The organism is Sinomonas gamaensis (genome assembly GCF_005876955.1).
GTDB classification, from domain to species: Bacteria; Actinomycetota; Actinomycetes; order Actinomycetales; family Micrococcaceae; genus Sinomonas; species Sinomonas gamaensis.
Genome location: NZ_SSCL01000011.1, coordinates 1 through 26,856, shown reverse-complemented (window position 1 = coordinate 26,856; position 26,856 = coordinate 1). Strand labels below are relative to the sequence as shown.

25 protein-coding genes and 1 pseudogene are annotated in these 26,856 nt (G+C 66.4%); 13 read left to right on the top strand and 13 right to left on the bottom strand.

The genetic code is table 11. From position 1 onward, the window contains the following. Positions 1 to 405 precede the first annotated feature (405 nt). On the top strand, positions 406 to 1,554 hold the full coding sequence (locus E5679_RS14395) for a zinc-dependent alcohol dehydrogenase (protein ID WP_138417066.1): 1,149 nt from the start codon (positions 406 to 408) through the stop codon (positions 1,552 to 1,554). A 12-nt stretch (positions 1,555 to 1,566) separates the two neighbouring features. Further along, the gene (locus E5679_RS14390; protein ID WP_138417064.1) at positions 1,567 to 2,154 is read left to right on the top strand and encodes a hypothetical protein; all 588 of its coding nucleotides are present in this window, start codon (positions 1,567 to 1,569) and stop codon (positions 2,152 to 2,154) included. A gap of 17 nt (positions 2,155 to 2,171) precedes the next feature. Here the strand turns inward: E5679_RS14390 and E5679_RS14385 are convergent, their stop codons facing one another. The 4 genes from E5679_RS14385 to E5679_RS14370 form a co-directional block, all read right to left on the bottom strand. After that, a complete protein-coding gene (locus E5679_RS14385) occupies positions 2,172 to 2,375 on the bottom strand; it encodes a hypothetical protein (RefSeq protein ID WP_138417062.1) in 204 nt (67 codons plus the stop codon). A 17-nt stretch (positions 2,376 to 2,392) separates the two neighbouring features. Further along, positions 2,393 to 3,331: a 5'-3' exonuclease gene (locus tag E5679_RS14380; protein WP_171042397.1), complete on the bottom strand. Its 939-nt coding sequence runs from the start codon at positions 3,329 to 3,331 to the stop codon at positions 2,393 to 2,395. Between the two features lie 71 nt (positions 3,332 to 3,402). Further along, positions 3,403 to 4,200, bottom strand: a complete 798-nt coding sequence (locus tag E5679_RS14375; RefSeq protein WP_138417058.1) for a putative hydro-lyase — start codon at positions 4,198 to 4,200, stop codon at positions 3,403 to 3,405. A gap of 52 nt (positions 4,201 to 4,252) precedes the next feature. Continuing rightward, the gene (locus tag E5679_RS14370; protein ID WP_138417056.1) at positions 4,253 to 5,515 is read right to left on the bottom strand and encodes an MFS transporter; all 1,263 of its coding nucleotides are present in this window, start codon (positions 5,513 to 5,515) and stop codon (positions 4,253 to 4,255) included. Between the two features lie 253 nt (positions 5,516 to 5,768). On the opposite strand from E5679_RS14370, the gene E5679_RS14365 reads away from it, so the two are divergent. From E5679_RS14365 to E5679_RS14350, 4 genes are read left to right on the top strand one after another with little or no spacing between them, the layout of a single operon-like run. Then, positions 5,769 to 6,527 (top strand): LamB/YcsF family protein, encoded by a 759-nt coding sequence (locus tag E5679_RS14365; protein WP_138417054.1) that lies wholly within the window; start codon positions 5,769 to 5,771, stop codon positions 6,525 to 6,527. After that, positions 6,524 to 8,230 (top strand): 5-oxoprolinase subunit B/C family protein, encoded by a 1,707-nt coding sequence (locus E5679_RS14360; protein ID WP_138417052.1) that lies wholly within the window; start codon positions 6,524 to 6,526, stop codon positions 8,228 to 8,230. The genes E5679_RS14365 and E5679_RS14360 overlap by 4 nt, the downstream gene beginning before the upstream one ends. Then, a complete protein-coding gene (locus E5679_RS14355; protein ID WP_138417050.1) occupies positions 8,227 to 9,963 on the top strand; it encodes an acetyl/propionyl/methylcrotonyl-CoA carboxylase subunit alpha in 1,737 nt (578 codons plus the stop codon). Before E5679_RS14360 ends, E5679_RS14355 begins: the two co-directional genes overlap by 4 nt. Positions 9,964 to 10,021: 58 nt before the next feature. Further along, on the top strand, positions 10,022 to 10,711 hold the full coding sequence (locus E5679_RS14350; protein ID WP_138417048.1) for a GntR family transcriptional regulator: 690 nt from the start codon (positions 10,022 to 10,024) through the stop codon (positions 10,709 to 10,711). 59 nt (positions 10,712 to 10,770) lie between these two features. Here E5679_RS14350 and E5679_RS14345 read toward each other — a convergent pair whose 3' ends face one another. The 9 genes from E5679_RS14345 to E5679_RS14305 all read right to left on the bottom strand — a co-directional run bounded on the left by E5679_RS14345 (position 10,771) and on the right by E5679_RS14305 (position 20,280). Then, positions 10,771 to 11,118 carry a cupin domain-containing protein gene (locus tag E5679_RS14345; protein ID WP_138417046.1) on the bottom strand — a complete coding sequence of 116 codons (348 nt, stop codon included), beginning with the start codon at positions 11,116 to 11,118 and terminating at the stop codon, positions 10,771 to 10,773. Positions 11,119 to 11,849: 731 nt separating this feature from the next. Beyond that, positions 11,850 to 13,316: an NAD-dependent succinate-semialdehyde dehydrogenase gene (locus E5679_RS14340; RefSeq protein WP_138417044.1), complete on the bottom strand. Its 1,467-nt coding sequence runs from the start codon at positions 13,314 to 13,316 to the stop codon at positions 11,850 to 11,852. Between the two features lie 66 nt (positions 13,317 to 13,382). After that, positions 13,383 to 14,663, bottom strand: coding sequence for an aspartate aminotransferase family protein (locus tag E5679_RS14335; RefSeq protein WP_212746963.1), 1,281 nt, complete (start codon positions 14,661 to 14,663; stop codon positions 13,383 to 13,385). A 214-nt stretch (positions 14,664 to 14,877) separates the two neighbouring features. Then, complete coding sequence (locus tag E5679_RS14330; protein WP_249336151.1) at positions 14,878 to 15,549, bottom strand: GntR family transcriptional regulator; 672 nt, start codon at positions 15,547 to 15,549, stop codon at positions 14,878 to 14,880. 201 nt (positions 15,550 to 15,750) lie between these two features. Further along, the gene (locus E5679_RS14325) at positions 15,751 to 16,410 is read right to left on the bottom strand and encodes a GntR family transcriptional regulator (RefSeq protein WP_138417037.1); all 660 of its coding nucleotides are present in this window, start codon (positions 16,408 to 16,410) and stop codon (positions 15,751 to 15,753) included. A 93-nt stretch (positions 16,411 to 16,503) separates the two neighbouring features. Then, positions 16,504 to 17,640: an N-methyl-L-tryptophan oxidase gene (gene solA, locus E5679_RS14320; protein ID WP_138417036.1), complete on the bottom strand. Its 1,137-nt coding sequence runs from the start codon at positions 17,638 to 17,640 to the stop codon at positions 16,504 to 16,506. Between the two features lies 1 nt (position 17,641). Further along, positions 17,642 to 18,409: an amino acid ABC transporter ATP-binding protein gene (locus tag E5679_RS14315; RefSeq protein WP_138417034.1), complete on the bottom strand. Its 768-nt coding sequence runs from the start codon at positions 18,407 to 18,409 to the stop codon at positions 17,642 to 17,644. Then, a complete protein-coding gene (locus E5679_RS14310; RefSeq protein WP_138417032.1) occupies positions 18,406 to 19,338 on the bottom strand; it encodes an amino acid ABC transporter permease in 933 nt (310 codons plus the stop codon). The genes E5679_RS14315 and E5679_RS14310 overlap by 4 nt, the downstream gene beginning before the upstream one ends. 12 nt (positions 19,339 to 19,350) lie before the next feature. Then, on the bottom strand, positions 19,351 to 20,280 hold the full coding sequence (locus E5679_RS14305) for an ABC transporter substrate-binding protein (RefSeq protein ID WP_138417030.1): 930 nt from the start codon (positions 20,278 to 20,280) through the stop codon (positions 19,351 to 19,353). A gap of 434 nt (positions 20,281 to 20,714) precedes the next feature. On the opposite strand from E5679_RS14305, the gene E5679_RS14300 reads away from it, so the two are divergent. The 7 genes and pseudogenes from E5679_RS14300 to E5679_RS14270 form a co-directional block, all read left to right on the top strand. Then, complete coding sequence (locus E5679_RS14300) at positions 20,715 to 21,422, top strand: haloacid dehalogenase type II (protein ID WP_138417028.1); 708 nt, start codon at positions 20,715 to 20,717, stop codon at positions 21,420 to 21,422. Continuing rightward, on the top strand, positions 21,419 to 22,696 hold the full coding sequence (locus E5679_RS14295; protein ID WP_138417026.1) for an NAD(P)/FAD-dependent oxidoreductase: 1,278 nt from the start codon (positions 21,419 to 21,421) through the stop codon (positions 22,694 to 22,696). The genes E5679_RS14300 and E5679_RS14295 overlap by 4 nt, the downstream gene beginning before the upstream one ends. Positions 22,697 to 22,827: 131 nt before the next feature. Next, complete coding sequence (locus tag E5679_RS14290) at positions 22,828 to 24,249, top strand: aldehyde dehydrogenase family protein (protein ID WP_249336150.1); 1,422 nt, start codon at positions 22,828 to 22,830, stop codon at positions 24,247 to 24,249. Next, positions 24,246 to 25,325, top strand: a complete 1,080-nt coding sequence (locus E5679_RS14285; protein WP_138417022.1) for a tartrate dehydrogenase — start codon at positions 24,246 to 24,248, stop codon at positions 25,323 to 25,325. Before E5679_RS14290 ends, E5679_RS14285 begins: the two co-directional genes overlap by 4 nt. Beyond that, a complete protein-coding gene (locus E5679_RS14280) occupies positions 25,322 to 25,603 on the top strand; it encodes a hypothetical protein (protein ID WP_212746962.1) in 282 nt (93 codons plus the stop codon). Before E5679_RS14285 ends, E5679_RS14280 begins: the two co-directional genes overlap by 4 nt. A 14-nt stretch (positions 25,604 to 25,617) precedes the next feature. After that, positions 25,618 to 26,661, top strand: a complete 1,044-nt coding sequence (locus tag E5679_RS14275; RefSeq protein WP_138417020.1) for an NAD(P)-dependent alcohol dehydrogenase — start codon at positions 25,618 to 25,620, stop codon at positions 26,659 to 26,661. 11 nt (positions 26,662 to 26,672) lie between these two features. After that, positions 26,673 to 26,856 (top strand): annotated as a pseudogene (locus E5679_RS14270) (pyridoxal 5'-phosphate synthase lyase subunit PdxS); the annotation flags it as partial.

Genomic DNA, 26,856 nt, shown 5'->3' with positions numbered 1-26,856 from the left:
CGGTCCACGTCGGCCTCTTGGCCGATCCCGCCTCGCCGACTGACGTCGCGCGCCGGATCACCGACCTCCAGCCAAGGGGGGAGGACCGCGAGGCCTGGGACATCGAGATCGTCAGCGAGTCGTTCACCAAGACTGCGCAAGTGTCAAGACGACAGCCTGCCCGCTTGAAACCAGAGGGCCTCATGCCCGCTCGGCGGAACTCGACTCGCCATAATCCTGGTTATCCCATTTCCCCGCCTTCTGGCGCTGGAAGATACCCGCACGGTGCAACCGCTTGGCCAGAATTGACATGGCATCAAGAAAAAGGAGTGGAGGAGTGAAGGCAATAACTTGCAACGGCCCGAACGACGTAAGTGTCGAGGACGGCGGGAGCCTGAGGGAGAAGCCGGAAAGGAAAGGCTCCTGATGCGCGCGATGGTTTATCGCGGCCCGTACAAGGTCCGGGTCGAAGAGAAAGACATTCCGAAGATCGAGCATCCGAACGACGCGATAGTGCGGGTCACCACGGGCGCCATTTGCGGATCCGACCTCCACCTCTATCACGGCATGATGCCGGACACGCGGGTGGGGATGACGTTCGGGCACGAGTTCGTTGGCGTGGTGGAGCAGGTCGGCCCGTCGGTTGAGCGGCTCAAACCCGGAGACCGGGTCATGGTGCCGTTCAACGTGTACTGCGGCTCCTGCTATTTCTGCTCCCGCGGCCTGTACTCCAACTGCCACAACGTCAATCCGAATGCGACGGCGGTAGGCGGCATCTACGGCTACTCCCACACTTGCGGAGGTTACGACGGCGGTCAGGCCGAATTCGCGCGAGTCCCCTTTGCTGACGTGGGGCCGGGATTGATCCCCGACTGGATGGACGAGGAGGACGCCGTGCTGCTCACCGATGCCCTCCCCACCGGTTACTTCGGCGCCCAGCTCGGGGACATCGTGGAAGGCGACACGGTGGTGGTGTTCGGTGCTGGCCCGGTGGGCTTGTTCGCGGCCAAGTCCGCATGGCTGATGGGCGCCGGACGGGTGATCGTGATCGACCATCTGGAGTACCGGCTGGAGAAGGCAAGGTCCTTCGCGCACGCCGAGACGTTCAACTTCACGGAGTACGACGACATCGTGGTGCACCTGAAGAAGGAAACCGACTATCTGGGCGCCGACGTCGTGATTGATGCCGTGGGGGCTGAGGCGGACGGCAACTTCCTCCAGCACGTCACCAGCAGCAAGCTCAAACTGCAGGGCGGCTCGCCCATTGCTCTCAACTGGGCTATTGATTCAGTCCGCAAGGGTGGCACTGTATCTGTGGTGGGCGCCTACGGCCCGATGTTCAGCGCCGTGAAGTTCGGCGACGCCATGAACAAGGGCCTGACCCTGCGCATGAACCAGTGCCCGGTAAAGCGCCAATGGCCCAGGCTCTTCGAGCACATCCGCAACGGCTACCTGAAGCCCAGCGACATCGTCACCCACCGTATTCCACTGGAACACATCGCGGAGGGCTACCACATCTTCTCCGCCAAGCTGGACAACATCATCAAGCCGCTCGTTGTCGCAGGCCAGCCCTGAAGGAAGCGCACAATGTCTGAGATAGCCACGCCTTACATCGCCAGCAAAACCACCCTCAAGAGGTCCGCCGAAGACCTCCGGTCACAGATCCCCGGATGGGGCGCTGACCTCGACCCTGCCGACCGGCCCTCCTACCCCCGCGAGAACCCTGGCATTGAGACCGGCGCGCACTGGGACTTCCCCGAACGCCAGCCCGAGAAATGGCCTCGGGAACGGTCGGTCGAGCACGCTTTCCTGCCCCCCGTCTTCGGGACCTCCACGCCTCCCGCGGGCGTCTCCGGCGCCGTCCGGAAGCACGCCTACAAGTACAGCGAGGGCCGGGCCGCGCACTGGCTGCTGCTCATCGCGGCAGACAGGATAGACGCCTGGGAACACCACCTGCGCTCGTTTGCTTCCCTCCGCCCAGACAATCCCGTCACCGAGACAGGGGTGCTCAGCGAGTTCTCACGGGGCGGCCTCCGGTCCCGGTTCGGGCAAAAGCGCGCTGACGTCAACCACCAGTGGATCGACCCGATCATCGTCGGCGGCCCGTGGGCGCTGGCGGCGGGCGCCCTCGCCGCGGTCGCGTTCAGGACCCTGCGAAAGCGCCGCAGGGCCTGAGCCGGGGCCCGGTCCCACTACTCCACTGCTGCCGCCGAGCTCGCGTCGTCTCTGAAGGAAGCAGGCGGACGACCCGTCACGCCGGGGTCGAGGACGAAGATCGCCCCCGCGTGCACCTCGTTCGCCTGCTGCCGCTCCGTCAGCCCGACGCAGGCCGACGTGATGAACAGCTGGTCTAGTTGCGGGCCGCGAGGGCCTCGCGGCCGGCAACATCCGGGCATGGATCTGATCTTTCCCCTCAGCGGCGCTGGTCGAACGCCTGAAGGAGGCGCTTGACCGAGCCGCCAAGGTTCCACTCCGTGGCGAGGCCTTCCAGCTCGGCACGCGCATCGCCGACGATGGGGCGCAGCTCCGCTCCGGCCTCCTCAAGGGTCGGCAGGTCGAGGTCGCGGACCACCTTCACGACGGCAGGCGCGACCGCGAGATAGCCCGCAGCTGCGGCCAGCTTGGACCGGATGGGGGCGGAGAGGCCGCTGGCGGCATCCGCGGCTGCGGCAAGCAGCCCGTCGAGCGTTCCGTACTGGAGGAGCAGTGACGCCGCGCTCTTCTCGCCGATCCCCGCCACGCCGGGCAGGCCGTCCGAGGTGTCACCGCGGAGGACCGCATAGTCGGCGTACTGCTCGGGCAGCACGCGGTATTTCTCCACGACCACCCGGTCCGTGACGAGCTCCAGGTTCCTCATGCCCCGCGCCGTGTAGATCACGCGTACCTGGCGCGAGTCGTCGATCAGCTGGAACAGGTCACGGTCCCCCGTGACCACGTCCACTGGCAGCTCCGCCCGGCTGGCGTACGTGCCGACCACGTCGTCGGCCTCGTGCTCCGGGGCGCCGACGACGGCGATGCCGGCGAGGCGGAGCACGTGGCGGATCAGTGGAAGCTGCGCCGTCAGCCCCTCCGGCACGATCTCCACATCAGGAGCGTCCGCCACAGCCTGCGCCACGCGATGCGATTTGTACGCGGGGATCAGGTCCACCCGCCACTTCGGTCGCCAGTCGTCGTCCATGCAGGCCACGAGGTGCGTCGCCTGATAGTCGGAGGTCAGCCGGGCGATCATGTCCAGCAGGCCGCGCACGGCGTTCACCGGGGTCCCGTCGCTGCGGCGGATCGTGTCCGGGACCCCGTGGAAGGCGCGGAAGTACAGCGACGGGGCGTCGAGCAGCATCAGGCGCTGTGGCATACCTGATCCTGACACGGATCAGAACCAATGCTGCTCCCAAATGGTCCCTTCGGAGGGCGCTGCCGCGCTGGCTACGGGATCCGGTAGTCGGAATCGGCGACGTCCGTGATGAGCATGTACCCGGGGGCGTGGGTGATGGCGAGCGGCGGCTTAGAGGCGATCAGAGCCGCCTGAGGGGTCACCCCGCACGCCCAGAAGACCGGAACATCGCCGTCTTGCGGTTCAACGGAATCACCATAGTCAGGCTGGGCGAGATCAGCGATGCCCAGGGCTCGCGGATCTCCGACGTGGACCGGAGCCCCGTGTACGGCGGGCATGCGCGCGCTTACTTGGAAGGCCGTCTCGACAAGGCTCTCTGGGATGTAGCGCATGGACACGACCATCGGCCCATGCATGCGGCCAGCCGGCCGGCATTCGACGTCAGTCCGATACATCGAGACGTTACGTCCCTGCTCGACATGCCTGAGCGGCACCCCGGCCTCGACCAGCGGCGACTCGAACGTGAAGCTGCAGCCGATCAGGAAGGTCACGAGGTCATCGCGCCAATGGTCCACGACGTCGTCGAGCTCCGCCTCCAGCTGGCCATCACGCCAGAGGCGGTAACGCGGGATATCGGTTCTCAGGTCGGCTCCCTCGGCGAGCACGCTCGCCGTGGCACCGGGATCTGTGACGTCGAGGACGGGGCAGGGCTTGGGGTTCCGCTGGCAGAAGAGCAGCACGTCGTACGCCCAATCCGCAGGAACCGAGATCATGTTCACCTGGGTATACCCTGCAGCCCAGCCCGATGTAGGCACCACTAGGCCGCTGCGGAACTCGGCACGGGCCTCGCTGGGCGACGTGGACTGGGGGATCAGGCTTTGGGATGTCACAGGTGTTCTCTCTTCCAGAGATGGGGTGGGACGGGGAACAGAGCTGCCAGGTTCAGGCGAGCTCGCGGTTCTTGGTCTCGGGCAGGCCGAGCAGCGCCAGCACAGCGATGGCGTATCCGGCGGCACCGAAGATCATGGCGCCCCCGACTCCAAGCGTCGCGGCGAGGAAACCCACGAGAGTTGGGAAGAAGGCGCCTACAGCGCGCCCGAAGTTGTAGGTGAAGCCCTGCCCGGTCCCCCGGAGGTGGGCCGGGTAGAGCTCGGAGAGGAACGATCCAAAGCCGCTGAAGATCGCTGAGGTGAAGAAGCCCAGGGGGAAGCCGAGGATGAGGACCAGGGTGTTGGCCCCAGCTGGGATGTTGACGTAGGCGAAGATGACGAGGGTGGAGAGGACGGAGAACAGCAGGAACGTCTTCTTCCGCCCGAGGCGGTCAGTGAGGTAGCCGCCGGATACATATCCGATGAAGGCGCCCGAGATGAGGAAGGTCAGGTAGCCGCCAGTTCCCACAACGCTCAGGCCGCGATCCACCTTCAGGTAGGTCGGAACCCACGAGGCCAACGTGTAATAGCCGCCCTGGACGCCCGTGGCAAGAAGCGAGGCGAAGAACGTGGTGCGGCCCATGGGACCTTTGAAGATCTCTCCGAATCCTCCGCGCTTGGCGCTGGAAAGCCGGCGCTCGGTGGCCGAATCGGCGTCCGTGACGTTCCGGCGGACGAACAGGAGCAGCACGGCGGGGAGGGCACCCGTCCAGAACAGCACTCGCCAGGCCATGTCGGCGGGGGCGAAGCTGAAGACCAGCGTGTAGACGAGGACTGACAGCGCCCAACCCACAGCCCAGGAACTCTGGATGAAGGCCACCGCGCGGCCTCGGTACTCGGGCTTCGCGTATTCGGCGACGAGGATGGCGCCCGTGGCCCATTCGCCTCCGAACCCCAGTCCCTGGAGCGTTCGGAAGACCAGCAGCTGTTCGAAGCTGCCGGCGAAGCCGCAGAGGACCGTGAAGAGTGCGAAGGCTGCCACGGTGATCATCAGAGTCTTGGTGCGGCCGATCCGGTCCACGAGGATTCCCGCCAGCGCCCCACCGATCGCCGACACCACGAGGGTGACCGTGGTCAGCAGCCCGGCCTGGCCGGTCGAGAGATGGAAGTAGGCGCCGATCGCTACGAGCGAGAGCGGCAGGACTTGGAAATCGTAGGAATCGAGGGCGTAGCCGCCGAAAGCCCCAATCCATGCCTTCCGGCCGCGCTCCCCAAGAGTGCGATACCAAGCGAACCGCCCAGTATCCTCGCCAGTCTGGTTCTCGATTCGTGACATGACAGCCTTACGGTTCGGGGGCCGGGGCCCGGAGGGGGGATTTTGCAGACGGGCGGCGCCGCAGCATCATCGCCCGAATCGTGGTTCCATGCTAGGTCTTTGTTCAACAATCTGTCTAGGGGTCCGAGTGGACCAGCCCACAGGGTGGGATGAAGCGCATCACACTCCTCCTTTAAAACTCAGGCCGAATTGTTGAACAATCCTCCTCCTTCGGGCATCATGGATGCAGAACCAACCTGAGACGGGGATCACAATGCCTTACATCGATCTGAACAGCGACGTCGGCGAGTCGTTCGGCAACTGGACCATGGGCGACGACGCCGCGGTCTTCCACCACGTATCGAGCGCCAATGTCGCGTGCGGCTTCCACGCTGGCGACCCGACAACCATCGCCCGCACCTGCCGGGACGCCGTGGCCGCGGGCGTGACCATCGGGGCGCACGTAGGCTATCGCGACCTCGCTGGCTTCGGTCGCCGCTTCGTGGACTGCTCCCCCACCGAACTGGCGGACGACGTCGTCTACCAGCTCGGCGCTTTGGAGGGCCTGGCCCGCGTGGCCGGCTCGCAGATCAAGTACGTGAAGCCCCACGGAGCCCTGTACAACACGATCGTCCACCACGAGGCCCACGCCCAGGCCGTGGTCGACGCGGTGCACTCCTACAATCCGGACCTCCCGCTCCTGCTGCTGCCCGGTGCAGTGGCGCTGCGAAAAGCCGAGGAGCGTGGCCTGCGGACCGTCCGCGAGGCGTTCGCCGACCGCGCGTACAACCCGGATGGGACCCTCGTGTCCCGCCGCGAGCCCGGGTCGGTGCTCCACGACAACGCCGTGATCGTGGAGAACATGGTCCGTCTGGCCACGGAGGGCAAGATTGTGGCTCGCGACGGGTCGGTACTGGACGTGCAGGCGGACAGCATCTGCGTCCATGGGGACACCCCAGGCGCAGTGGCAATGGCGGGCGCGGTCCGAGAAGGCCTTGAAGCGGCCGGCGTGACGGTCCGGAGCTTCGTGTGAGCGTCACCGGCCTCCGTTGGGCGGGCCGACGCGGCCTGCTCGTCGAGCTGTCCGATCTGGAGTCCGTGCTCGCGCTGCACACCCGCCTGAGGACCAAGCCGCTCCCCGGTCAGCTCGAAGCCGTCGCCGCGGCCGCCACAGTCCTCGTGACCTTCTCTTCCCACGCAACCACCGCGGCCGCCCGCCAGACCCTTCCGCAGCTGGAGCTGGAGCTGGACGCCGGGCAGCTCGCCGCTGGTCGCGAGATCACCATCGAGCGCGAAATCACCATCGAGCGCGAAATCACCATTGAAGTGGTGTACGACGGCGAGGACCTCGCCGAGGTCGGTCGGCTGACCGGCTTGGGCGCCGACGGCGTCGTGGCCGCCCACACCGGACAGCTCTGGACCGCCGCCTTCGGCGGCTTCGCCCCGGGCTTCACGTATCTCGTCGGCGAGAACTCCAGCGTGGACGTCCCCCGCCGCAGCTCCCCCCGCACCGCCGTCCCCGCCGGCTCGGTGGCCCTCGCCGGCGGCTTCTCCGCCGTCTACCCACGCCAGTCCCCCGGCGGATGGCAGCTGATCGGCCACACGGACGCGGTGATGTGGGACCTCGAACGGGAATCCCCAGCGCTGGTCCGCCCGGGCGACACCGTCCGCTACGTCGCCGTCCGCGAGTCCCTCCGGCTGGCAGCGAGCAGCACGGCCGACGAGGTCGATTCATCCCCCGCACCCGATGAGGTCCGGGCCCCCGAGAGCGCGCTGCTCGTCGAGTCCACCGGCCTGCAGTCCCTGCTGGAAGACCTCGGCCGCCCCGGCCTCGGAGACCTTGGTGTCTCCGCCGCAGGGGCCGCGGACCAGCAGTCCGCACGGCAGGCCAACCGACTGGTCGGCAATGAGCCGGGCGCGGCCGTCGTCGAGAATCTCCTCGGCGGGCTGACCGTCCGCGCCCGCGGCGACCAGGTGCTCGCGGTGGCCGGGGCGAGCGTTCCCCTCGAGATCCGCAGCCCGACCGGGCAGCTCGTCCACCGTCCGGCCATGTGCGGCCCCTTCGCACTGCTCGACGGCGAGACCCTCAGCCTCGGCGCCCCAGCCCTCGGCCTGCGCAGCTACGTCGCCGCCCGCGGCGGCCTGGACGTGCCCGCCGTTCTGGGGAGTCGCTCCACGGACTCCATGTCCGGGATCGGCCCGGCCGCCCTCGCTCCGGGCACGGTGCTGCCCGTGGGGGCAGTCGAAGGCGTCCGGCCTGTGGGTCTCTCCGAGGCGTCGACCCTCGGACTGGGCCAGACTGTGACGGAGCTGCGAGTAGTCCTCGGGCCCCGGGAGGACTGGTTCAGCGAGGATGCCCTCGAGGCGTTGCGCCAGGACTGGGTGGTCACCGAGCAGTCCAACCGCATCGGCGTCCGCCTCGCCCCCGCTCCTCCGGCCGCAGCGGCGGACGACGGAGCGCCCGCTCGCGCTCTGCAGCGCAGCCGCGAGGGCGAGCTGCCCAGCGAGGGAGCCGTCGCCGGTTCCCTGCAGGTGCCGCCCAGCGGCCACCCCGTCCTATTCCTGGCCGACCACCCGGTCACCGGCGGCTACCCGGTGATCGCCGTCGTCGTACCCGAGGACCTCCCCACAGCGGCCCAGCTGCCGCCCGGCCACCGGGTGCAGTTCACTCCGGTGGACCCCGCCACCCTCGAACCCCTCGCCCCCGAACCAGCTTTTCAAGGAATCCAGCCATGAAGAAGGTCCTGATCGCCAACCGCGGCGAGATCGCCGTGCGGGTTGCCCGCGCCTGCTCCGACGCCGGACTGCAGTCCGTCGCCGTCTACTCCGACCCTGACGCGGACGCCCTCCATGTCCGGATCGCCGACGAGGCCTTTGCCCTGACCGGGTCGGCGAGCTCGGAGACCTATCTGGACATCGCCAAGCTCATCGACGTCGCCCGCCGCTCCGGTGCCGACGCCGTCCACCCTGGCTACGGCTTCCTCTCCGAGAACGCCGAATTCGCCCAGGCCGTGATCGAGGCCGGGCTGACCTGGATCGGACCGAGCCCGGAGTCTATCCGTGCCCTCGGCAACAAGGTCACTGCCCGCGATATTGCCGTGCGCGCCGGCGCGCCGCTCGTTCCCGGCAGCGACGGCCCTGTTGCGAACGCGGAGGAGGCTCTGGCGTTCGCGCAGCAGCATGGCCTGCCGATCGCGATCAAGGCGGCCTTCGGCGGCGGCGGCCGCGGCCTGAAGGTCGCCCGCCGGCTGGAGGACGTGGAGGACGCCTTCGACTCCGCGGTCCGCGAGTCCACGGTGGCGTTCGGCCGTGGCGAGTGCTTCGTCGAGCGGTTCCTGGATCAGCCCAGGCATGTGGAGGCGCAGGTCCTCGCAGACATCCACGGCAACGTCATCGTCGTCGGCACCCGCGACTGCTCCCTGCAGCGCCGCAACCAGAAGCTCGTGGAGGAGGCCCCTGCCCCCTTCCTCACCCCGGAACAGCGCGCGCTGATCCATGAGTCCGCCAAGGCCATCTGCCGTGAGGCGGATTACCACGGTGCCGGGACGGTCGAGTACCTCGTGGGCAAGGACGGGACGATCTCCTTCCTCGAAGTGAACACCCGCCTCCAGGTGGAGCACCCGGTCACCGAGGAGACCTCAGGCGTGGACCTGGTTCGCGAGCAGTTCCGCATTGCCGCCGGCAAGCCCCTCACCCTCACCGCAGACCCCCAGCCCAGGGGCCATGCATTCGAGTTCCGGCTCAACGCCGAGGACCCCGCCCGCGGCTTCCTCCCCGGCCCCGGCACTGTCGAGGCCTTCGAGGCTCCCACCGGGCGCGGCATCCGCGTGGACACGGGCGTCCGCTCCGGTTCCGTGGTGCCCGGGGAGTACGACTCGCTGCTGGCCAAGCTCATCGTCGTCGGCGAGGACCGGCCCCAGGCGCTGCGCCGCGCCCGCGCCGCGCTCGAGGAGATGCGCATCGAGGGTCTGCCCACCGTCCTGCCGTTCCACCGCGCGGTTGTCCGCGACCCAGACTTCACCGCCGAGGACGCCTTCCGCGTCCACACGACGTGGATCGAGAGCGAGTTCGCCCAGACACTCGCAGCCTCGCCGGAGCTTGCCCGCACGGCCCCCGACGCCGCCCGCACCACCTTCACCGTGGAGCTGGACGGCAAGGCCGTTCAGCTCGGAGTCCCCGCGCGCCTGTTCGAGGCTCTCATGAACGGCGGGGGCGGCAACGCTTCCCCCGGCCACCCCACGGTAGCGGTGGCCGACGACGGCGAACTCGCGGCGCCGATGTCGGGCACCCTGGTGAAGTGGCTGGCCGAGTCTGGTGACACCGTCGAAGCAGGCCAGCCCGTGGCGGTGCTGGAGGCGATGAAGATGGAGACGGTGGTCCAAGCGCACCGGAGCGGAACCCTCGAGCGCAGCAAGCAGGAGCCCGGTGCCGCCGTCGCCCGCGGGGAGCTGCTGGGCCGGATCGGCTAGCCAGCCCCCCGGAAGTCCCGCGCGGCAACTGGTACGGCCAATTGGATACATTGGAGCCATGGCCAGAAATGCCGCACTCGCCGGCCTCGCCGAGGGCGACCACGCACCCCACGCCCATACCGGCGCGTGGGTGGCGGCAGTCCTGCGCTCGCGCATCTCCGCCGGCCAGCTGCCGCCCGGGACCAAGCTCTCGGAACAGAAGCTGTCCGAGGCGCTCGGCGTCTCCCGCAACACCTTGCGGGAGGCGTTTACCGTCCTCGCCGGAGAGTCAGTGGTGCGGCGCATCCCGAACCGCGGCGTCTTCGTCGCGGCGCCCGGCGAGGAAGAGATCCGGGAGATCTACCGGGTCCGGCGCCTGATCGAGCCCGCCGCAGTGCTCTGGGGGAACTTCCCGACCGAGGCGCTGGACATCTTCGACCCGATCATCGCCAAGGCCCGTGCAGCGCGGGAGGCACAGTCCGTGCCGGGCATGGCAGACGCGAACCAGGAGCTGCACAAGGCACTCGTCGCCCTGTCCGGCAGCCCGTCGCTGCAGGAGCTGATGGACAAGGTCCTCGCCGAGATGCGTCTCGTCTTCCACGCCATGGCCACCACACCGGACTTCCACAGCCACTACGTCGAGCGCAACGCAGCCCTTGTGGAGCAGATCCGCGCCGGGCACCGTGAGGAGGCGGCCGAGGAACTGCGCTGGTACCTCGACGCTGCCGAGCGCGAGCTTCTCGTGCACATCGGGGCCTTGCGCGAGTAGCCGACGCCGCGGCTGGCGAATGCGGCGGCCACTCCCAGGCCGTCCCCCTAGACGGCGGCTCAGTCGAAGCCGTGGCAGTAGACCTTGCGAATCGTCTCGGTAACCTCCCAGCGACCGGACCAGTCCTTGGGCTGCACGATCACGTCACCGCCCGCGATCTCGTAGCGCGCACCGTCGCTCCCGTCGGTGACCGTTGCGCGGCCGCTGACGATATAGCACACTTCGGTGTCCTCACGAGGTGTCACATCCCAGCCGCCGGGCTGGCACTCCCACACTCCGCTCTTGATTCCTGTATTGAACCTCAAGATCGACGTTACGGGGTCGCCTGAGTCATATCCGGGACGGTGGCCGTTGGGCTCGAGCTCCCCGAGGATCTTTGCGGAAGGCACGTGCACGTAGGGCTGCATATGATTCTCCTAATCGTCTTGCAGATTTTGATAATGCTCATTACGGGGCCGACGGCAGTCCTTGAAAATCGCTGTTCCTTTCGAACACGGACGATTCTTCGAGGACTGCGTTGAATGCAGGGATCGCATCCTCAAGGAATGCTTCCCATTCGAGCATCTTGAGATCCGGGACCGAGGTTCTGGCGGACTGATCGATCCTGTGACCATGAGCGAAAAGTGACCTCGCCTTCATGGCGCCTCTTCCTTCCAAGTGCTTTGGATGGCCCCGTTGAATCCCCAGAGGCCTGTGATGCTTTGAGGAGAGCTGACCTCGGTGTCCTTGGTGCCTGCTACGAGCAGGCATAGGACAGTGTGGGCTTACCCCAACTCGAGAGTCAGAATGGGGTTCAGCGTGATGGAGTAGTGCCACTCCACAGCCTCCCCCTCGAGAGCGGGCATGACTTCGCCCTCCAGGACGACGACCGCCGCGCACGGCCAGGCCTCGCAGGTCCACGCCCCACTGGTCGGGCAAAGACTCCCTGTCCTGGTGACCCGATCCTGATGCCGGAGCAGTCTGGTCGAGGGCAGTCGCCACAGAGCGTCGGCCCTTGGCCTAACCGAGGTGTCCACGCCCCGCCTCGCTGTGTTCATCGTCCTCGCCCGGCCTTCGCTTCCAAACTGCCTTTCCTCCAGTGTGATCCGCATCATGGTAGATTGTCAACAGTAGATTGTAGAAAAACGACGGTTCTCTTTCACCCTTTCGGGACAGGGATAGCCGCGTACTTGTACTCGAGAAACTCGTCGATTCCCACACGACCGCCCTCGCGGCCGAGCCCGGACTGCTTGACGCCGCCGAAGGGCGCGGCAGGGTTGGAGACGATGCCGGTGTTCACCCCGACCATTCCGACCTCGAGCTCGGCGGAGAATCTGGCGGCCTTGTCGAGGTCCTGAGTGAAGACATACCCGACCAAACCCCATTCGGTGTCGTTCGCCATGCGGAGGACCTCGTCCTCGGAGTCGAAGACGCTGATCGGTGCGACTGGGCCGAAGATCTCGGTGCGGCTTATCTCAGCCTCGGCAGGGACATCGACAAGGACCGTCGGCTTGTAGAAGTAGCCGGGGCCCTCTGGCCGGAAGCCTCCTGTGAGGACCTTGGCCCCCTTGGCGACGGCGTCGTCGACGAGGTGCTGGACCTTGTCAAGGCCATCCTGGTCGATGAGAGGGCCCACCTGCGTCCCCGGGAGTGCTCCGTCCCCGACGCGGAGGGCCTCCATGCGCTCGGCGAAGCGGCGGCTGAACTCCTCGGCAATGTCCCGGTGGACGTAGAGGCGGTTCGCGGCGGTGCAGGCTTCTCCCATGTTGCGCATCTTCGCGGCAATGGCCCCTTCGACGGCGCGGTCAAGGTCGGCGTCGGCGAGCACGATGAAGGGGGCGTTGCCGCCGAGCTCCATGGAGGACCGCATGACGTTCTCGGCTGCCTGGCGGAGCAGGATCTTCCCCACCTCGGTGGAGCCGGTGAAGCTGATCTTGCGGGCGATGCCGCTGTTCATCCAGACGCTGACGACCGAGGAGGCGCTCGAGGTCGTGACCACGTTCAGGACCCCCGCCGGGAGCCCCGCCTCCTGCAGGATCCCTGCGAGGGCGAGGGAGGTCAGCGGGGTGAGCTCGGCAGGCTTGAAGACCATGGTGCAGCCGGCCGCGATGGCGGTGCCGATCTTGCGGGTGCCCATGGCGAGGGGGAAGTTCCAGGGCGTCACGAGCACAGCCGGGCCGACAGGCTCCTTGGTGACCACGATGCGATTGCTGCCGTCGACGGAAGTGGTGCTGTCGCCGTCGATCCTCGCCGCTTCTTCTGAGAACCAGCGGAAGAACTCCGCTCCGTACGCAATTTCGCCCTTGGCCTCTGTGAGGGGCTTGCCCATCTCGGCAGTCATGATGGCGGCGAGCTCGTCGGCGCGGGCCAGGATGATCTCGTACGCCTTCCGCAGGATGTCGGCGCGGAAGCGCGGGGAGGTCTTTCCCCAGGCGGTCTGGGCGCGGCCGGCGGCTTCGATGGCGCGCTGGGCATCCTCCACCGTGCCGTCCGCGACATGCGCGATGGTCTCGAATGTTGCCGGGTTCTCGACATGGAAGCGCTTCTGGGACGACGACGGCGTCCACTGGCCGTCGATGAACAGGTCGACTTGAAGCTCTTCGAGGAGCGGGGACGTAATGGTCATGAGGGTCTCCTTTGTTGCTTTTCGCAGGGGGTGGATGAGTTGCGGGTCTATCTGTGCTGCAAGCGGCTAGGAGCCGACGCCCACGGTTTCAGGGGCGCTGGCCACTGCCTCCACGGCCGCTTGGAAGCGGTCAAGCCCTGCCGCGATCTCCGCCTCCGTCACAATGAGGGCTGGGATGAGCCGGACGACGTTGCCCTCCGGGCCGCACGTGAGGGTCAGGAGGTGCTGGTCGACGGTTGCCTGCTGCACGGCTGCGGCCGTGGCGGCATCCGCCGTGCCGTCGGGTGCGGTGAATTCGATGCCGGCCATGAGGCCGATGCCGCGGACGTTGCCGATCGCCGGGAAGCGCGTCTGGATCTCGTTGAGCCCGGCGAGGAGCTGGTTCCCGCGCACCCGCGCGTTCTCGACGAGCCCCTCCTCCTGGATCACTTCGAGGGTAGCGACGCCGGCCGCCGCGGCTACGGCGTTGCCGCCGTAGGTGCCGCCCTGTGAACCCGGCCAGGCCTTCGACATGGTCTCGGCGGAAGCAGCGATGGCGGAGATGGGGAAGCCGGAGGCGATGCCCTTGGCGGTGATGAGGATGTCCGGGGTCGCGTTGGAGTGCTGGTGGCCCCAGAACTTGCCCGTGCGGCCGACACCGGCCTGGACCTCGTCGAAGATCAGCTTGATGCCATGCCGGTCGGCACGCTCGCGCAGGCCGTCCATGAACGCCGGCGGTGTGGGAAGGTAGCCGCCGTCGCCGAGAGCCGGCTCAATGAGGAACGCCGCGGTGTCGTTGGGGGCCGTGCGGGTCTTGAGGAGGTAGTCCAGCTCCTTGAGGGCGAACGCGACGGCACTTGCCTCGTCCATCCCGTAGCGGTAGGCGTACGGGAAGGCCGACATGTGCACGCCGGCCATGAGCGGGGCGAAGCCGGCGGAGAACTTGGTCCCGGCGGTGGTGAGGGAGGCAGCGGCGACGGTGCGGCCGTGGAAGCCGCCTTGGAACACGACGATGTTGGGCCGGCCGGTTGCCATGCGGGCCAGGCGAATCGCGGCCTCCACGGCCTCGGAGCCGGAATTGGCGTAGAAGACGGAGTCGAGCCCATTTGGCAGGACCTCGCCGAGCTTCTCGGTGAGCTCGAGCAGGGGCTTGTGCATGACAGTCGTGTACTGGGCATGGATGATCTTGCCGACCTGCTCGCGGGCGGCGGCGACGACCTTCGGGTGACAGTGCCCGGTGCTCGTCACGCCGATGCCGGTGGTGAAGTCAAGATACTGCTCGCCGTCGGTGCCGAAGATCCAGCTGCCGGAGGCGTGGTCGACGACTACCGGGGTCGCCTGCTTCAGGAGGGGGCTCAACGAAGCCACAGTGTGCCTCTTTCTCATACGGGTGAGGCCAGCGGCATGGACTCCTCCCGCAGGGAGGTCGAAGAGTCGGAGGTGCTGGCCGCGGCTGAGAGATGTGCACCAGCCGTTTGCTGGAGGCTGCAACGCCGCTCACTCAATTGTTGGCGCGGATCCTCTGATTGTCAACAATCATAGGATCCAACGAATTGTTGGGCGCGAGCTTGGCGGGGTACAGCTACGAAGCTGTTGTCTTGTTTCCCTCGTGGGCTGAAAGCAGCCTGACGAGAGCATCGTCCTTGTGCGCGTCGAGCCGGTCCATCAGCAGATCGCGCTCTCCGTCGCGGATTGCCTCCGCAATGCCACGGTGCTCCGCCACCCGGGCCGACTCGTCCTCGAAGCGCCCCTGCAGACGGTTGAGGCACATGCGGGTCTCAGTCAGGAGGGTGGCGTGGATCCTCGAGAGCCTTGGGCTTGCCGCCAACTCAACCAGCTTTTGATGAAACGCCATGTCCGCTTCCGAGATCGCGGACCCGTCCCCGGCCGCGCTGGCCTTGTCCATGCGCTCCACGAACCGCAGGAGCTCGGCCCCTGCACGGGCATGATCCCGCTGGGCCAGGATTCCTCCCGCCGCCTTCTCGACCGCTGTCCTTGCCTCATAGATGTCACGGATATCGCTCTCGTCGATCTCCGAGACGAAGACCCCCCTGTTGCGAATGCTCACCAGAAGGCCTTCTTGAGTGAGCCGCTGGATGGCCTCGCGAACGGGGCCGCGGCTCACGCCGAGCTCCCCTGCGATGTCCGCCTCGACGAGCTGGGTGCCGGGGGCCAAGGCGCCGTCCGCTATATTCCTCCTGAGCTGAGCTGCGATAAGGGAGGGTGTGGACTCCTGCATGATGGGCTCGAGCACCCGGCGATTCTTCATGCTCTTCCTGAGGTGGATGCCAACGCGCTGTCAACAATCATACGGAAAGCTCCTGCATCCCCGCCTTCAACTCCTGGGTGCCGGCGCGCCCTCCAACGCGATGAGGGCCAAGCCCAGAAGGCCTGACCCTCATCCACGACTGTCACCTTTCACCCAACGGCCCGAGCGGATCCATCACGGAAACCTTCAGGCATAGGGGCCGTCAGGGCGTTCCATATGCTCGGCAATGGCGTCGAGGAGTCCTTCTCGGTCACGCGCCTCCAGGAGATCCAGAATGTTCTGATGTTCCTGGACCAGCACATTCGCCCGAGGGTAGGAGACTTCGAGGTTCAAGATGCACATTCTCGATTCCGCCGCAAGCGTCTCGTAGATCCGATTCAGCCGGTTGTTTTCGGCGCCAGCGACGAAGGCCCTGTGGAATTCCAAGTCGACGCGGGCGATTGCCTGCCAGTCTGACGCTGCCACCTGCTTCGCCAAGTCTTTGACGATTCCCTTGAGGACGCGGCAGGTCTTATCGATCCGCTCCTGCCCTGCGCCCAAGAGCGCCTTGGCCGCAGCCGTCTCGATGGCCTCCCTCACGAAGTAGACCTCCTTGACGTCCTCGGCCGAGAGCTCCCGGACGAAGACCCCGCGGTTGCGCCAGCTGATCAGGAGACCCTCCTGGCAGAGCCTCTGCAGGGCCTCACGAAGGGGTCCCCGCGAGGTCCGCAGCTGGGCGGCCAGCATGGATTCGTTGATCTGCTGCCCCGGACGGAAGATTCCTTGGACGATCTGCTCGCGCAGGTGGTCTGCAATGAGCTGCGCGGTAGGCCTTCCCTCAAGGACGAGTACGCCGTCTGCCGTCATGGTGCCCCCTGGTCAAAGTTGTAGCTGAGGTCAATAGTCCCACCGCAGAATGCAGATTGTCAACAGTTGGCGAGGGTCTGGTGGCGCCCGTTCTTACGCAGGGGAGAAGCGATAGGGGCGGACGAAATCAAGGTTCTCGAACAGCTCCTTGCCCAGAGCCTCATGGGCGGCGATCTCGCCATAGCCGGAGGCCATCTTGAAGCCCGTCCCAGAGAACCCTGTCGCGAAATAGACCCTGCTCCCTTCCGCCAGTCGGCCCAAGAGCGGATGCCCATCCGAGGTGTAGAGATCCGGAAAGGCATCGGTGCGGACTACCGTGGGGAAGAGTCCGGGAAAGAAGTCCGCGACGGTCTCCGTGGTCTCCTCGAGCTCTGCTGACGTGAGCTCACGGAGCACAGAGTCGGGTCCCCCGGCCGGGGCGCCTCGGCCGTCCAAGGTCGCCTTGACGGTGACACCGTCCACACTGGGCGCGCCATACATGGAACGGTCTCCTGAAATGCGAATGAAGACGGGGAATCTCTCCGGGGAGAATTCGAGAGGATTCCTGGCGACGAACCAGGACAGGAAAATCCGCCGCGTCTGCGTCTGCGCTCTCAGGACATGAGGCATGAGCCGCCGGGACCAGCCCCCCGAAGACACGATGACATTCTCGAACGTCCAGGAGTCGTAGCCGGAGGTGACGACAACACCGGCGGCAGTTTCATGGATTTCCTCGACCGGAGTATCGGCAAGAACCGTGGCACCGTTCGTCTGGGCCGCCGCAACGGCTGCGGTAACAGCCTGATCCGTGCGCAGCACACCGCCGTGCGGATCGAAGACTGCGCAGTCATCGGGCCGGAGACGGTGCTGCGGATACCGTTCCGCCATGGCTTCCCGGCTCAGCAATTCGTGAGCAGCTCCAGTGAGGCGTGCTGTTTCGAGTACCTTCGGGACATAAGGCCCGTCGACCGTGCCGATCGAGAGTCCCCCGCACCGGGTCAGAATGTGCTGCCCAGTCTCCGCCTCCAACTCGCCCCAGAGATCCTTCGATCGGACGAGTATGGGGTAGTAATCCGGCAGGCCCCGGTAGAGCATCCGGAAGAGGCGCGTGTCCCCGCCCACCGCGCTGCGGGAGTGGGCAGGTGCGTGCGCTTCGAAGCCGACGACCGAGTCGGAGAGGCGGGAGGCCTGCCACAGGGCCATGCTGCCGATGCTGCCCAGGCCGATGACGGCGAGTTTTCCGTCGGTCATTTCAGAGGACCCTTTCCAGGAAGGCTTGGGTGCGGGCTTCCTTGGGGTTGGCGAGGATCTCCCTGGCGTCCCCGCGTTCGACGACGATTCCCTCGTCCATGAACAGCAGGGAGTCGGAGACCTCTCGGGCGAAGCCCATCTCGTGGGTGACCACGACCATGGTCATGCCCTTCTTGGCCAGGTCCTTCATCACGGCCAGGACCTCGCCGACCTTCTCCGGGTCAAGGGCGCTGGTGGGCTCGTCGAAGAGCATGATCTGGGGGTCCATGGCCAGGGAGCGCGCGATGGCCACGCGCTGCTGCTGCCCGCCGGAGAGCTGGGCCGGGTAGCAGTGGCCGAAGCCCCTCAGCCCCACGCTGGCCAGGAGGCGCTCGGCCTCCTCCGCGGCGTGGCGCTTCTCGGCGCCCTTGACCAGCACGGGCCCGGCCATGATGTTCTCCTGGGCGGTCATGTTGGGGAAGAGGTTGAACTGCTGGAACACCATCCCGATCCGGGTGCGCTGCTGGGCGAGCCGCTTCCGGCCCAGTGCGTGGTAGGCGGTGGGCGTCTCGTAGTAGCCGAAGTCCTCGCCGTTGACCTTCAGCACCCCGGCGTCGACCTCCTCGAGGCCGTTGAGGCAGCGCAGGAGGGTGGACTTGCCGGAGCCGCTGGGGCCGATGATGCAGCAGACCTCTCCGCAGGCGACGTCGAGGTCGACCTCGTGCAGGACGGTCTTGGGTCCGAAGGACTTCCGGATCCCGCGGGCATGGATGGTGCCGTCGGCGCTCATCGGGCGATTCCTTCCGGTTCTGTCAGCACGGCCTTCTTCGCCTTCCTGGGCAGGCGCGAGGTGGAGCGGGAGTACCTCTTCTCCAGCAGGGACTGCGGGTAGCTCAGGACGAGGGTCATGACCAGGTACCAGAGGCTGGCCACGATCAGCAGCGGGATGGTCTCGTAGGTGCGGGCGTAGATCAGCTGGGCGCTCTGGAGCAGCTCGGCCACCCCGAGCACGCTCACCAGGGAGGTCTCCTTGAACATGCCGATGAACTGGTTCCCGGTCGCGGGGATGATCGAGGGCATGGCCTGGGGGATGATGACCTTGCGCAGCTTGGTCCAGGAGCCCATGCCGAGGGAGTCCGCGGCCTCGATCTGGCCCTTGCCGACGGCGGAGAAGCCTCCGCGGATGATCTCGGCCATGTAGGCGGCCTCGTTCAGGGTCAGGCCCACCAGGGCGGCCGTGATCGGGGACATGAGCGTGTTGATGTCCACCGGCACGCCGATGTCGGTGAACGGGATTCCGAGGGTCAGGTTCGGGTAGAGGGCGGCGATGTTGAACCAGAAGATCAGCTGCACCAGCACAGGCGTGCCCCGGAACAGGGTCAGGTACACCCCGGCCGTGAGCGCGACGGGCTTGATCCTGGAGGACCGCATGATCGCCAGCACCAGCCCCAGCAGCGTCCCCAGGAGCATGGTGGCGACGGTGAGGAAGATCGTGAGCATCAGGCCGTTGAGGATGGTCTGCTCGGTGAAGTACTTCGCGACCACCCCCCACTGGAAGTTCGGGTTGGTCGAGACCGAGTAGAGGACCCCCGCGCCCAGCAGGACGCACAGGGCCCACGCGAGGTATTCGAAGGCGCCCCGGCGCCGCAGGCGCGGCTTGAGCGCGGGGTCCGTCACGCTCGTCTTGCGTTCACTTCCGTGACCGGTGGTTTGCAGCATGGGAGCCCTTCCCTAGTCGAGCTTGGCGTCCGTGATGGCGCCCGACTCCAGGCCCCAGTGCGCCAGGGACTGCTTGTACTGCGGGCTGTTCAGGACCGACTGGACGGCGGCCTGCAGGGCCGGGGTCAGCGGCGAGCCCTTCTTCAGCCCGATCGAGGTCACGTCGCTGGAGCCGACGTTGATCTGGGGGGTCAGGATCGTGAAGGCGTTGGGCTGCTGCTTCGCCGCCCACGCCAGCGAGGTCGTGTCGTAGAGGATCCCGTCCACGCGCTTGGAGGCCAGCTGGGTCAGGGCCTCCTGGACGTTCGGCAGCGTCACGGCATGGATCTCCGGCTGCCCCTTGGAGGTGCAGGTCTGCTCGGAGAGGGCCGGGAGGCGCTTGAGCTGGCCCGTCGAGCCCGCGGTGACCGCGATATTCTTCCCGCACAGGCTCTCATTGGTCAGCTTCATCGGATTCCCCGCAGCCACCGCCACGGAATTCCCCGCCTTGAAGTAGTCGATCATGTCCAGGACCTTCAGCCGCTCCGCCGTCGGGGACATCGTCGTCACGGTGAAGTCGTAGCGGTTGGCCTGGATGCCGGGGATGATCGTGTCGAAGACGACATTCTCGAACTTCAGCTTCAGGCCCAGCTTCGCCGCGATCAGCCGGGCGATGTCCGGGTTCAGCCCGATCGCAGTGGTGTTGTCCGGGGCGAGGAACGTCGTCGGCGGGTAGTGCAGGTCCATCGCCACGCTCAGCTCGCCCTTGTCCTTGTACGACTGCGGCAGCAGCTTCACCGCGCTCGGGTCGGGCTGGACGCCCGCCGAGATGTCGGCCGTGTCAGAGGAGGCCGAGCTGCCGGCCGCGGGGGCGCTGCTGCTCGCGGCATTGCCGCAGGCACTCAGCGCCAGCACGACGCCCAGCGCCGCAGCAGCGGCGTGGACCTTGCTTCTGGTCTTCATGGTGGTTCCCTTCGGATGCCCTCAATAGGGACGGATCGGATGCCCTCGGCAGGGACTGATGACTCGATTGGAGGCGGCGCTACCGCATACGTGGACCCCGCAAGCCTGGGCCGCGGGACTACCCGGAGATCGGCGGTGATCCCGGCGCTTGAGCTCAGTTGTGATCTGGATCGCTTCCTCGATCTACAGCAATAGAACCACTCATTCGGTAGATTGTCGACAGTCTACGAGGATATTTTTCGCTTGCGCCCTTCGGCGTCATTACCTGCGAATAGTTCTCAACTTAGCAGCTCAAACTGTTGACAATCGACGATTCGACTACCTACAGTCGAACCACCAAGAGTCGCCGAGCGCTCCTGGACTATTGCTTCTGCAGGGCTCGCGCCCCCTTGCCGCCCAGGCATCTCTCCCTCCCCTCACGAAACGGACAGATCATGCCAGAGACCAATTTTCGGCCCAAGTACATCTCCTTCGACTGCTATGGCACCCTGATCAACTTCGACATCGACCCCACCACCCGTCGGCTCCTGGATGGACGTCTGCCGGAGGAGCAGTGGCCGGCCTTCAAGAAGGTGTTCCGCGGGTACCGGTACGACGAGGTGTGCGGGGACTACAAGCCCTACGAGCAGGTCCTCCAGGATTCCTTCGACCGCGTCTGCAAGTTCTGGGGCCTGAGCCCCACGCCGGGCGCCGGGGCCGAGTTTGCCGAGGCAGTGCGGGGCTGGGTTGCCCATGAGGACGTTCCAGCTCCGCTGAAGACCATGGGCGAGAACTACCAGCTGGTGATCCTGTCCAACGCCGACGACAGCTTCCTGGACATCAGCGTCCCCAAGCTCGGCGCTGACTTCCACGCCGTCTACACGGCCGAGCAGGCCAGGGCCTACAAGCCCCGCTACCAGGCCTTCGAGTACATGCTCGACAAGCTGAATGCCTCCCCCGGGGACTTCCTGCACGTCTCCTCCCACACGCGCTACGACATGATGCCCATGCACGACATGGGCTTCAGGAACCTTGTGCTGCTGGACCGGGGATATGACCCCATTACCGAGGGCTACGACTACGTCACCATGAAGTCCCTCGACGAGCTCAACAAGCACCTCGGCCTCTCAGCCGATCTCCTGAGGCGAAAGGCATCTTCGTGAAACTCATCCCCTACTGGCTGGACACTGCAGAGCCTTCCGGTGACTACCGGCAGACGCCGGTGCCGGAGAACGTCGACGTCGCGATCATCGGAGCCGGCTTCACCGGCCTTTCTGCCGCCCTCGAGTTCGCCCAGCAGGGCGCGAACGTCGCCGTCTTCGAACGCCACACCGTCGGCTGGGGGGCGTCCGGCCGCAACGGCGGGATGGCAACGACAGGGCTGGCCATCGGCTTCAGCACAGCGGTCAAGCGCTACGGCGAAGCCCGCGCGGTGCAGTACTTCCGCGAGTACAGCGACGCCATCGACAGCATCGAGAAGCTGGTGCACGACCACGCGATCGACTGCGACTTCAACCGCTTCGGCAAGCTCTCGCTCGCCTTCCACGAGTCGCACAACGACGGCTTCCGGAAGTCCCAGGAGCTGCTCGCCAAGCTGGTGGACCACCACGTCCACGTGATCCCGAAGTCCGAGATTCACAGCGAGATCGGCACCGATTTCTACAAGGGCGCCATGATGGACCCCATGGGTGCAGGGCTCCATGTGGGCAAGTTCGCCCACGGCCTCGCCGGGGCTGCCGTCGCTGCCGGTACTGAGATCTGCGAGAACGCGGGCGTGACCGAGCTCAAGAGGGTCTCGGGGACGGCCCACGACGTCCGCACGGCCCGCGGGACCACCCGAGCCAAGCAGGTCCTGGTCGCCACGAGCGGCTACACCGGCGGCATCACCCCCTGGATGCAGCGCCGGGTCATCCCTGTGGGCAGCTTCATCATCGTCACCGAGCAGCTCCCCGAGGACGTGGTGAACCGGATCCTCCCCAACCGGCGCATGGCCTCGGACAGCAAGATGCTCACGTACTACTTCCGCATCACCCCGGACAACCGACTCCTCTTCGGCGGCCGAGCCCGCTTCGCGCTGTCAAGCCCCGATTCGGACGTCAAGAGCGGCGAGATTCTCCGCAAGGCCATGCTCGAGCTCTTCCCCTACCTCGGGAATGTCCGGGTGGACTACACCTGGGGCGGTCTCGTAGACCTCTCGATGGACCAGATGGTCCACGCCGGCGTCCATGACGGGCTCTTCTACTCCCTCAACTACAGCGGCCACGGCGTGCAGATGGCGGCCCACATGGGCAAACGGATGGCGCACTACATGGGCGGCGACAAGTCGGCGAACGTCTGGGAAGACCTGAAGAACCCGCCCGTTCCAGGCCACTTCGGCCCGCCGTGGTTCCTGCCCTTCATCGGAGCAGCCGCGAAGATCATCGACCGGATCAAGTAGCCAGAACAGGGAATCCCATGCTTCCAACCACAAACCCGGCTGAAGCGCGCCCAAAGACCGCCGACAAACGCTCAGAATTCGCCGTCCTCCCCGGAGGAGCCTTCTGGGAAGGCCAATGGCAGAAAGCCAACATGACGTTGGACGTGAGGGATCCCGAGGACGCTTTCCTGATCGGAAGAGTCTGCACTTCGAGGCCCGAAGACGTCCGCCGTGCGATAGCTCATCTTCACCATCACGTCCAGACGCACGACTGGCCCCTGCGCGCGCGTCGGGAGGCCTTCGAGAGGGCGGCGCGGCTGCTCCAAGGACAGGCTGAGCGCTTCGCGCACATCATCGCCGCCGAAAGCAGCAAGACGATCCGGGAAGCCGAGCGCGAAGTGCGGCGCGCCACCGAGACTCTCCGGCTCTCGGGCGCGGCCTCTACCGAGCTCACCGGGGAGAATCTGGGGTTCGAGGACAGCGTGGCCGGCGGCAATATGATCGGCTGGTACAGCCGCAAGCCGGTCGGGATCATCGCCGCGATCACACCCTTCAACGATCCGCTCAACCTCGTCGCGCACAAGCTGGGACCGGCGCTCATTGGAGGCAACGGCGTCGTCCTCAAACCCTCCGCCCGCACGCCGCTCACTGCGCTGGCCTTAGTCGACCTCCTGCTCCAAGCCGGAGTTCCGTCCGGACGCCTTGCGGCCATCGTCAGCGGGCAGGGAGTCTCCGAAGCGCTCGTCTCCGACGACCGCGTGGACCTCATCTCCTTCACGGGCGGGCCGAAGACGGCCGAGCGCATTGCACGCACCGCGGGTGCGAAGAAGATCCTCTCCGAACTCGGCGGCAACAACCCAACGATCGTCTGCGCAGATGCAGATGCTCCTAGGGCAGCACGGGCCATAGTGGCGGGAGCTTTCGGTGTGGCTGGCCAGAACTGCCTCTCAGTTCAGCGCGTCTACGTCCACACGTCGCTGTTCGAGCAGGTCCTGGAGGACGTCGTCATCGCCACGAAGGCACTCAAGGTCGGCTCGAAGCTCGACCCATCCACGGACGTCGGGCCCCTCATTTCCGAAGCCGAGGCACGGCGCGTCGAGGAGTGGGTCGAAGAGGCCAAAACTGCTGGTGCCTCCGTCCACACCGGAGGAAGGCGTATCAATGCCTTCTACGAACCGACTGTTCTGACCGGTGCCCCGGCGACGAGTCGTGTGATCCGCGAGGAAGTCTTCGGTCCCGTGGTCAGCCTCATCCCCTTCGTCGACGTCTCAGAGGCCATCGACCTTGCCAACAACACCGAATACGGACTCCAAGCGGGCATCTTCACCCAGTCCGTCAATCACGCCTTGGCCATCGCGGAGAAACTTCAGACAGGCGCCGTGGTCATCAATGAGACCAGCGACGTGCGCATTGACTCCATGCCCTTCGGGGGATTCAAGAAATCTGGAGTGGGGCGCGAAGGAGTCAAATATGCGCTCCTGGAGATGACGGAGCCCAAGAGCACGATCATCAACCTCGCCAGCTGGGGAGCCGAGCAGGAGCAGCTGGCCGCCGCCGACCGGGAGGCCTCGTGAGCACCGACCGGATCGCGGTCATCGCCGGGGACGGCATCGGGCAGGAAGTCGTCCCGGCCGCCATCGCCTGCCTCCAGCGCGTCGCCGAAGTCCATTCGCTGAGCCTGGAATTCACCTACTTCGAGTGGGGCTCGGACTACTTCGGCCGGCATGGGCGGATGATGCCGGCTGACGGGCTCGAGCAGCTCGCCAAGCACCACGCAATCTTCCTGGGCGCCGTCGGCTCCCCCCAGGTGCCCGATGCCGAATCCCTGTGGGGACTTCTGATCCCCATCCGCCGCGTGTTCCAGCAGTACATCAACCTCCGCCCGGTCAAAACGCTCGACGGCGTCGCCTCGCCCCTCGCCGCGAAGCATCCGATCGATCTGCTCATCGTGCGCGAGAACAACGAGGGAGAGTATTCCGAGGTCGGCGGACGGATCTACCGCGGCCTGCCGCAGGAGAGCGCGGTGCAGGAGACCATCTTCACCCGCCTGGGCGTATCCCGCGCGGCCCGCTACGCCGCGGCGCTGGCCTCCTCCCGCAGCGGCCGGCTCGCCTCGGCGACCAAGAGCAACGGCATCGTCCACACCATGCCCTTCTGGGACGAGGTCGTGGAGGAGACCGTGCGCGACCACCCCGAGGTGGCGCTCACGAGCGAGCTGGTGGACGCCCTCGCCGCGCACCTCGTCCTGCGGCCCTGGTCCTACGACGTGATCGTGGCCTCGAACCTGCTCGGCGACATCCTCTCCGACCTCGCCAGCGCGGTGACCGGCTCCATCGGCCTGGCCCCCAGCGCGAACCTGAACCCCGAGCGCAAACACCCCTCGCTCTTCGAGCCAGTGCACGGCTCCGCGCCCGACATCGCCGGCAAGGGAATCGCCAACCCCGTGGGCCAGATCTGGTCAGGGGCCATGATGCTCGAGCACCTCGGCCACAAGGAGGCAGCCCGCCACCTGCAGTCCGCGTTCGAGTCGGTGCTGCGCAGCGGCGGCGGAACCCGCGACGTGGGCGGGACCTCCTCGACCGCCCAATTCACCAGCGCAGTCCTGTCTTCCATCGACGCCTCGGCCGAAAGCACGGCGAGGGTTTCATGAGCCGGATGGAGGCGGACTTGCAGTTCAACGCCTTCGAACCCATCATCGCCCGCTCGCTCTTCGCCCGCCTCAGCGATCTCACGGCACAGTGCACCGCACTCGCGGAGCACTGTATCTCCGGGATCACCGCCAACAGGGACAATCTGCGCTCTCAGGTCGAGGCGAGCATAGGCGTCGTCACCGTCCTCGAACGCGGACTGCCCGGCGCCGAAGAACTCGGAGAACTCGCCCTGTCCGGCCGCCTGGCCAACCAGCGCAAAGCCGCATCCTCGCCCTGACCAAGGATCAAACCATGCCCACTCTCGCCAAGGCGTACATCGCCGCCTCTGCCGACTCCCCTCTCCAGCCTGGAGTGATCGAACGCCGGGACCCCGGCGACTTCGAGGTCCTCATCGGCATCCGATTCACCGGCATCTGCCATTCCGATATCCACACGGCGCGTGGAGACTGGGCCAGCGTCAGATACCCCGTGGTCGTCGGACACGAGATTGCCGGCATCGTCGAAGCCGTGGGGGCGAAGGTCACCCGCTTCGCGGTGGGCGATTGCGTTGGCGTCGGCTGCTTCGTCGATTCCTGCCGGGAGTGCGCCAGCTGCAGGGCGGGCGAGGAGCAATACTGCCTCAGGGGAGCCATCAGCACCTACAACTCCATAGGGCGGGACGGCGTCCCGACCGCGGGCGGCTACAGCACGAGCATTGTCGTCGACGAGAATTACGCGGTGCGGATCCCCGAGGGGATACCACTCGAGGCCGCGGCACCCCTCCTCTGCGCAGGGATCACCATGTACTCCCCGCTCCGCAACTGGGGCGTGGGCCCGGGGACGCGCGTCGCCATCGTCGGCATGGGCGGCCTCGGCCACATGGGGGTCAAATTCGCCGCAGCCTTGGGCGCAGAGGTATCAGTGCTGAGCCAAAGCCTGAAGAAGGAGGAGGACGCACGTCGCCTCGGCGCCCACTCCTATCACGCGACCTCCGATCCGGCCACCTTCGACATCCTCGCCGGAAGCTTCGACCTGATCGTCAACACCGTCTCAGCCCCCATCGACCTCGACAAGTACCTTTCCCTCCTTGCCCTGGACGGGACCATGGTCCTCGTCGGATTGCCGACCGAGCCGCTGAGCCAGCGCGCCTATTCGCTGGCCGGATTCCGTCGGAGCCTCGCCGGGTCCAAGATGGGCGGCATACGGCAGACCCAGGAAATGCTCGACTTCTGTGCTGCCCACGGGATCGGCGCCGAAGTTGAGATCATAGCGGCGGAGGGGATCAACGAAGCCTACGAACGGGTCCTCGTCAGCGACGTGAGGTACCGCTTCGTCATCGACGCCAACACCTATTGAGAAGAACTCCAATGGATACACATCGTGAATCTTCCGTCCCGACCACCGGCAGCGACCGCGTCAAGCGTGGGATGGCGGAGATGCTCAAGGGCGGCGTCATCATGGACGTCGTCAACGTCGAGCAGGCGAAGATCGCCGAGGACGCCGGCGCCGTGGCCGTGATGGCCCTCGAGCGCGTCCCCGCGGACATCCGCG

Excerpts from the sequence above, each read along its gene's own strand:
- E5679_RS14395 (WP_138417066.1), top strand. The coding sequence starts at position 406 with ATGCGCGCGATGGTTTATCGCGGCCCGTACAAGGTCCGGGTCGAAGAG.
- E5679_RS14390 (WP_138417064.1), top strand. The coding sequence starts at position 1,567 with ATGTCTGAGATAGCCACGCCTTACATCGCCAGCAAAACCACCCTCAAG.
- E5679_RS14385 (WP_138417062.1), bottom strand. The coding sequence starts at position 2,375 with ATGCCCGGATGTTGCCGGCCGCGAGGCCCTCGCGGCCCGCAACTAGAC.
- E5679_RS14380 (WP_171042397.1), bottom strand. The coding sequence starts at position 3,331 with ATGCCACAGCGCCTGATGCTGCTCGACGCCCCGTCGCTGTACTTCCGC.
- E5679_RS14370 (WP_138417056.1), bottom strand. The coding sequence starts at position 5,515 with ATGTCACGAATCGAGAACCAGACTGGCGAGGATACTGGGCGGTTCGCT.
- E5679_RS14365 (WP_138417054.1), top strand. The coding sequence starts at position 5,769 with ATGCCTTACATCGATCTGAACAGCGACGTCGGCGAGTCGTTCGGCAAC.
- E5679_RS14355 (WP_138417050.1), top strand. The coding sequence starts at position 8,227 with ATGAAGAAGGTCCTGATCGCCAACCGCGGCGAGATCGCCGTGCGGGTT.
- E5679_RS14350 (WP_138417048.1), top strand. The coding sequence starts at position 10,022 with ATGGCCAGAAATGCCGCACTCGCCGGCCTCGCCGAGGGCGACCACGCA.
- E5679_RS14345 (WP_138417046.1), bottom strand. The coding sequence starts at position 11,118 with ATGCAGCCCTACGTGCACGTGCCTTCCGCAAAGATCCTCGGGGAGCTC.
- E5679_RS14340 (WP_138417044.1), bottom strand. The coding sequence starts at position 13,316 with ATGACCATTACGTCCCCGCTCCTCGAAGAGCTTCAAGTCGACCTGTTC.
- E5679_RS14325 (WP_138417037.1), bottom strand. The coding sequence starts at position 16,410 with ATGACGGCAGACGGCGTACTCGTCCTTGAGGGAAGGCCTACCGCGCAG.
- solA (WP_138417036.1), bottom strand. The coding sequence starts at position 17,640 with ATGACCGACGGAAAACTCGCCGTCATCGGCCTGGGCAGCATCGGCAGC.
- E5679_RS14315 (WP_138417034.1), bottom strand. The coding sequence starts at position 18,409 with ATGAGCGCCGACGGCACCATCCATGCCCGCGGGATCCGGAAGTCCTTC.
- E5679_RS14310 (WP_138417032.1), bottom strand. The coding sequence starts at position 19,338 with ATGCTGCAAACCACCGGTCACGGAAGTGAACGCAAGACGAGCGTGACG.
- E5679_RS14305 (WP_138417030.1), bottom strand. The coding sequence starts at position 20,280 with ATGAAGACCAGAAGCAAGGTCCACGCCGCTGCTGCGGCGCTGGGCGTC.
- E5679_RS14300 (WP_138417028.1), top strand. The coding sequence starts at position 20,715 with ATGCCAGAGACCAATTTTCGGCCCAAGTACATCTCCTTCGACTGCTAT.
- E5679_RS14290 (WP_249336150.1), top strand. The coding sequence starts at position 22,828 with ATGACGTTGGACGTGAGGGATCCCGAGGACGCTTTCCTGATCGGAAGA.
- E5679_RS14280 (WP_212746962.1), top strand. The coding sequence starts at position 25,322 with ATGAGCCGGATGGAGGCGGACTTGCAGTTCAACGCCTTCGAACCCATC.
- E5679_RS14275 (WP_138417020.1), top strand. The coding sequence starts at position 25,618 with ATGCCCACTCTCGCCAAGGCGTACATCGCCGCCTCTGCCGACTCCCCT.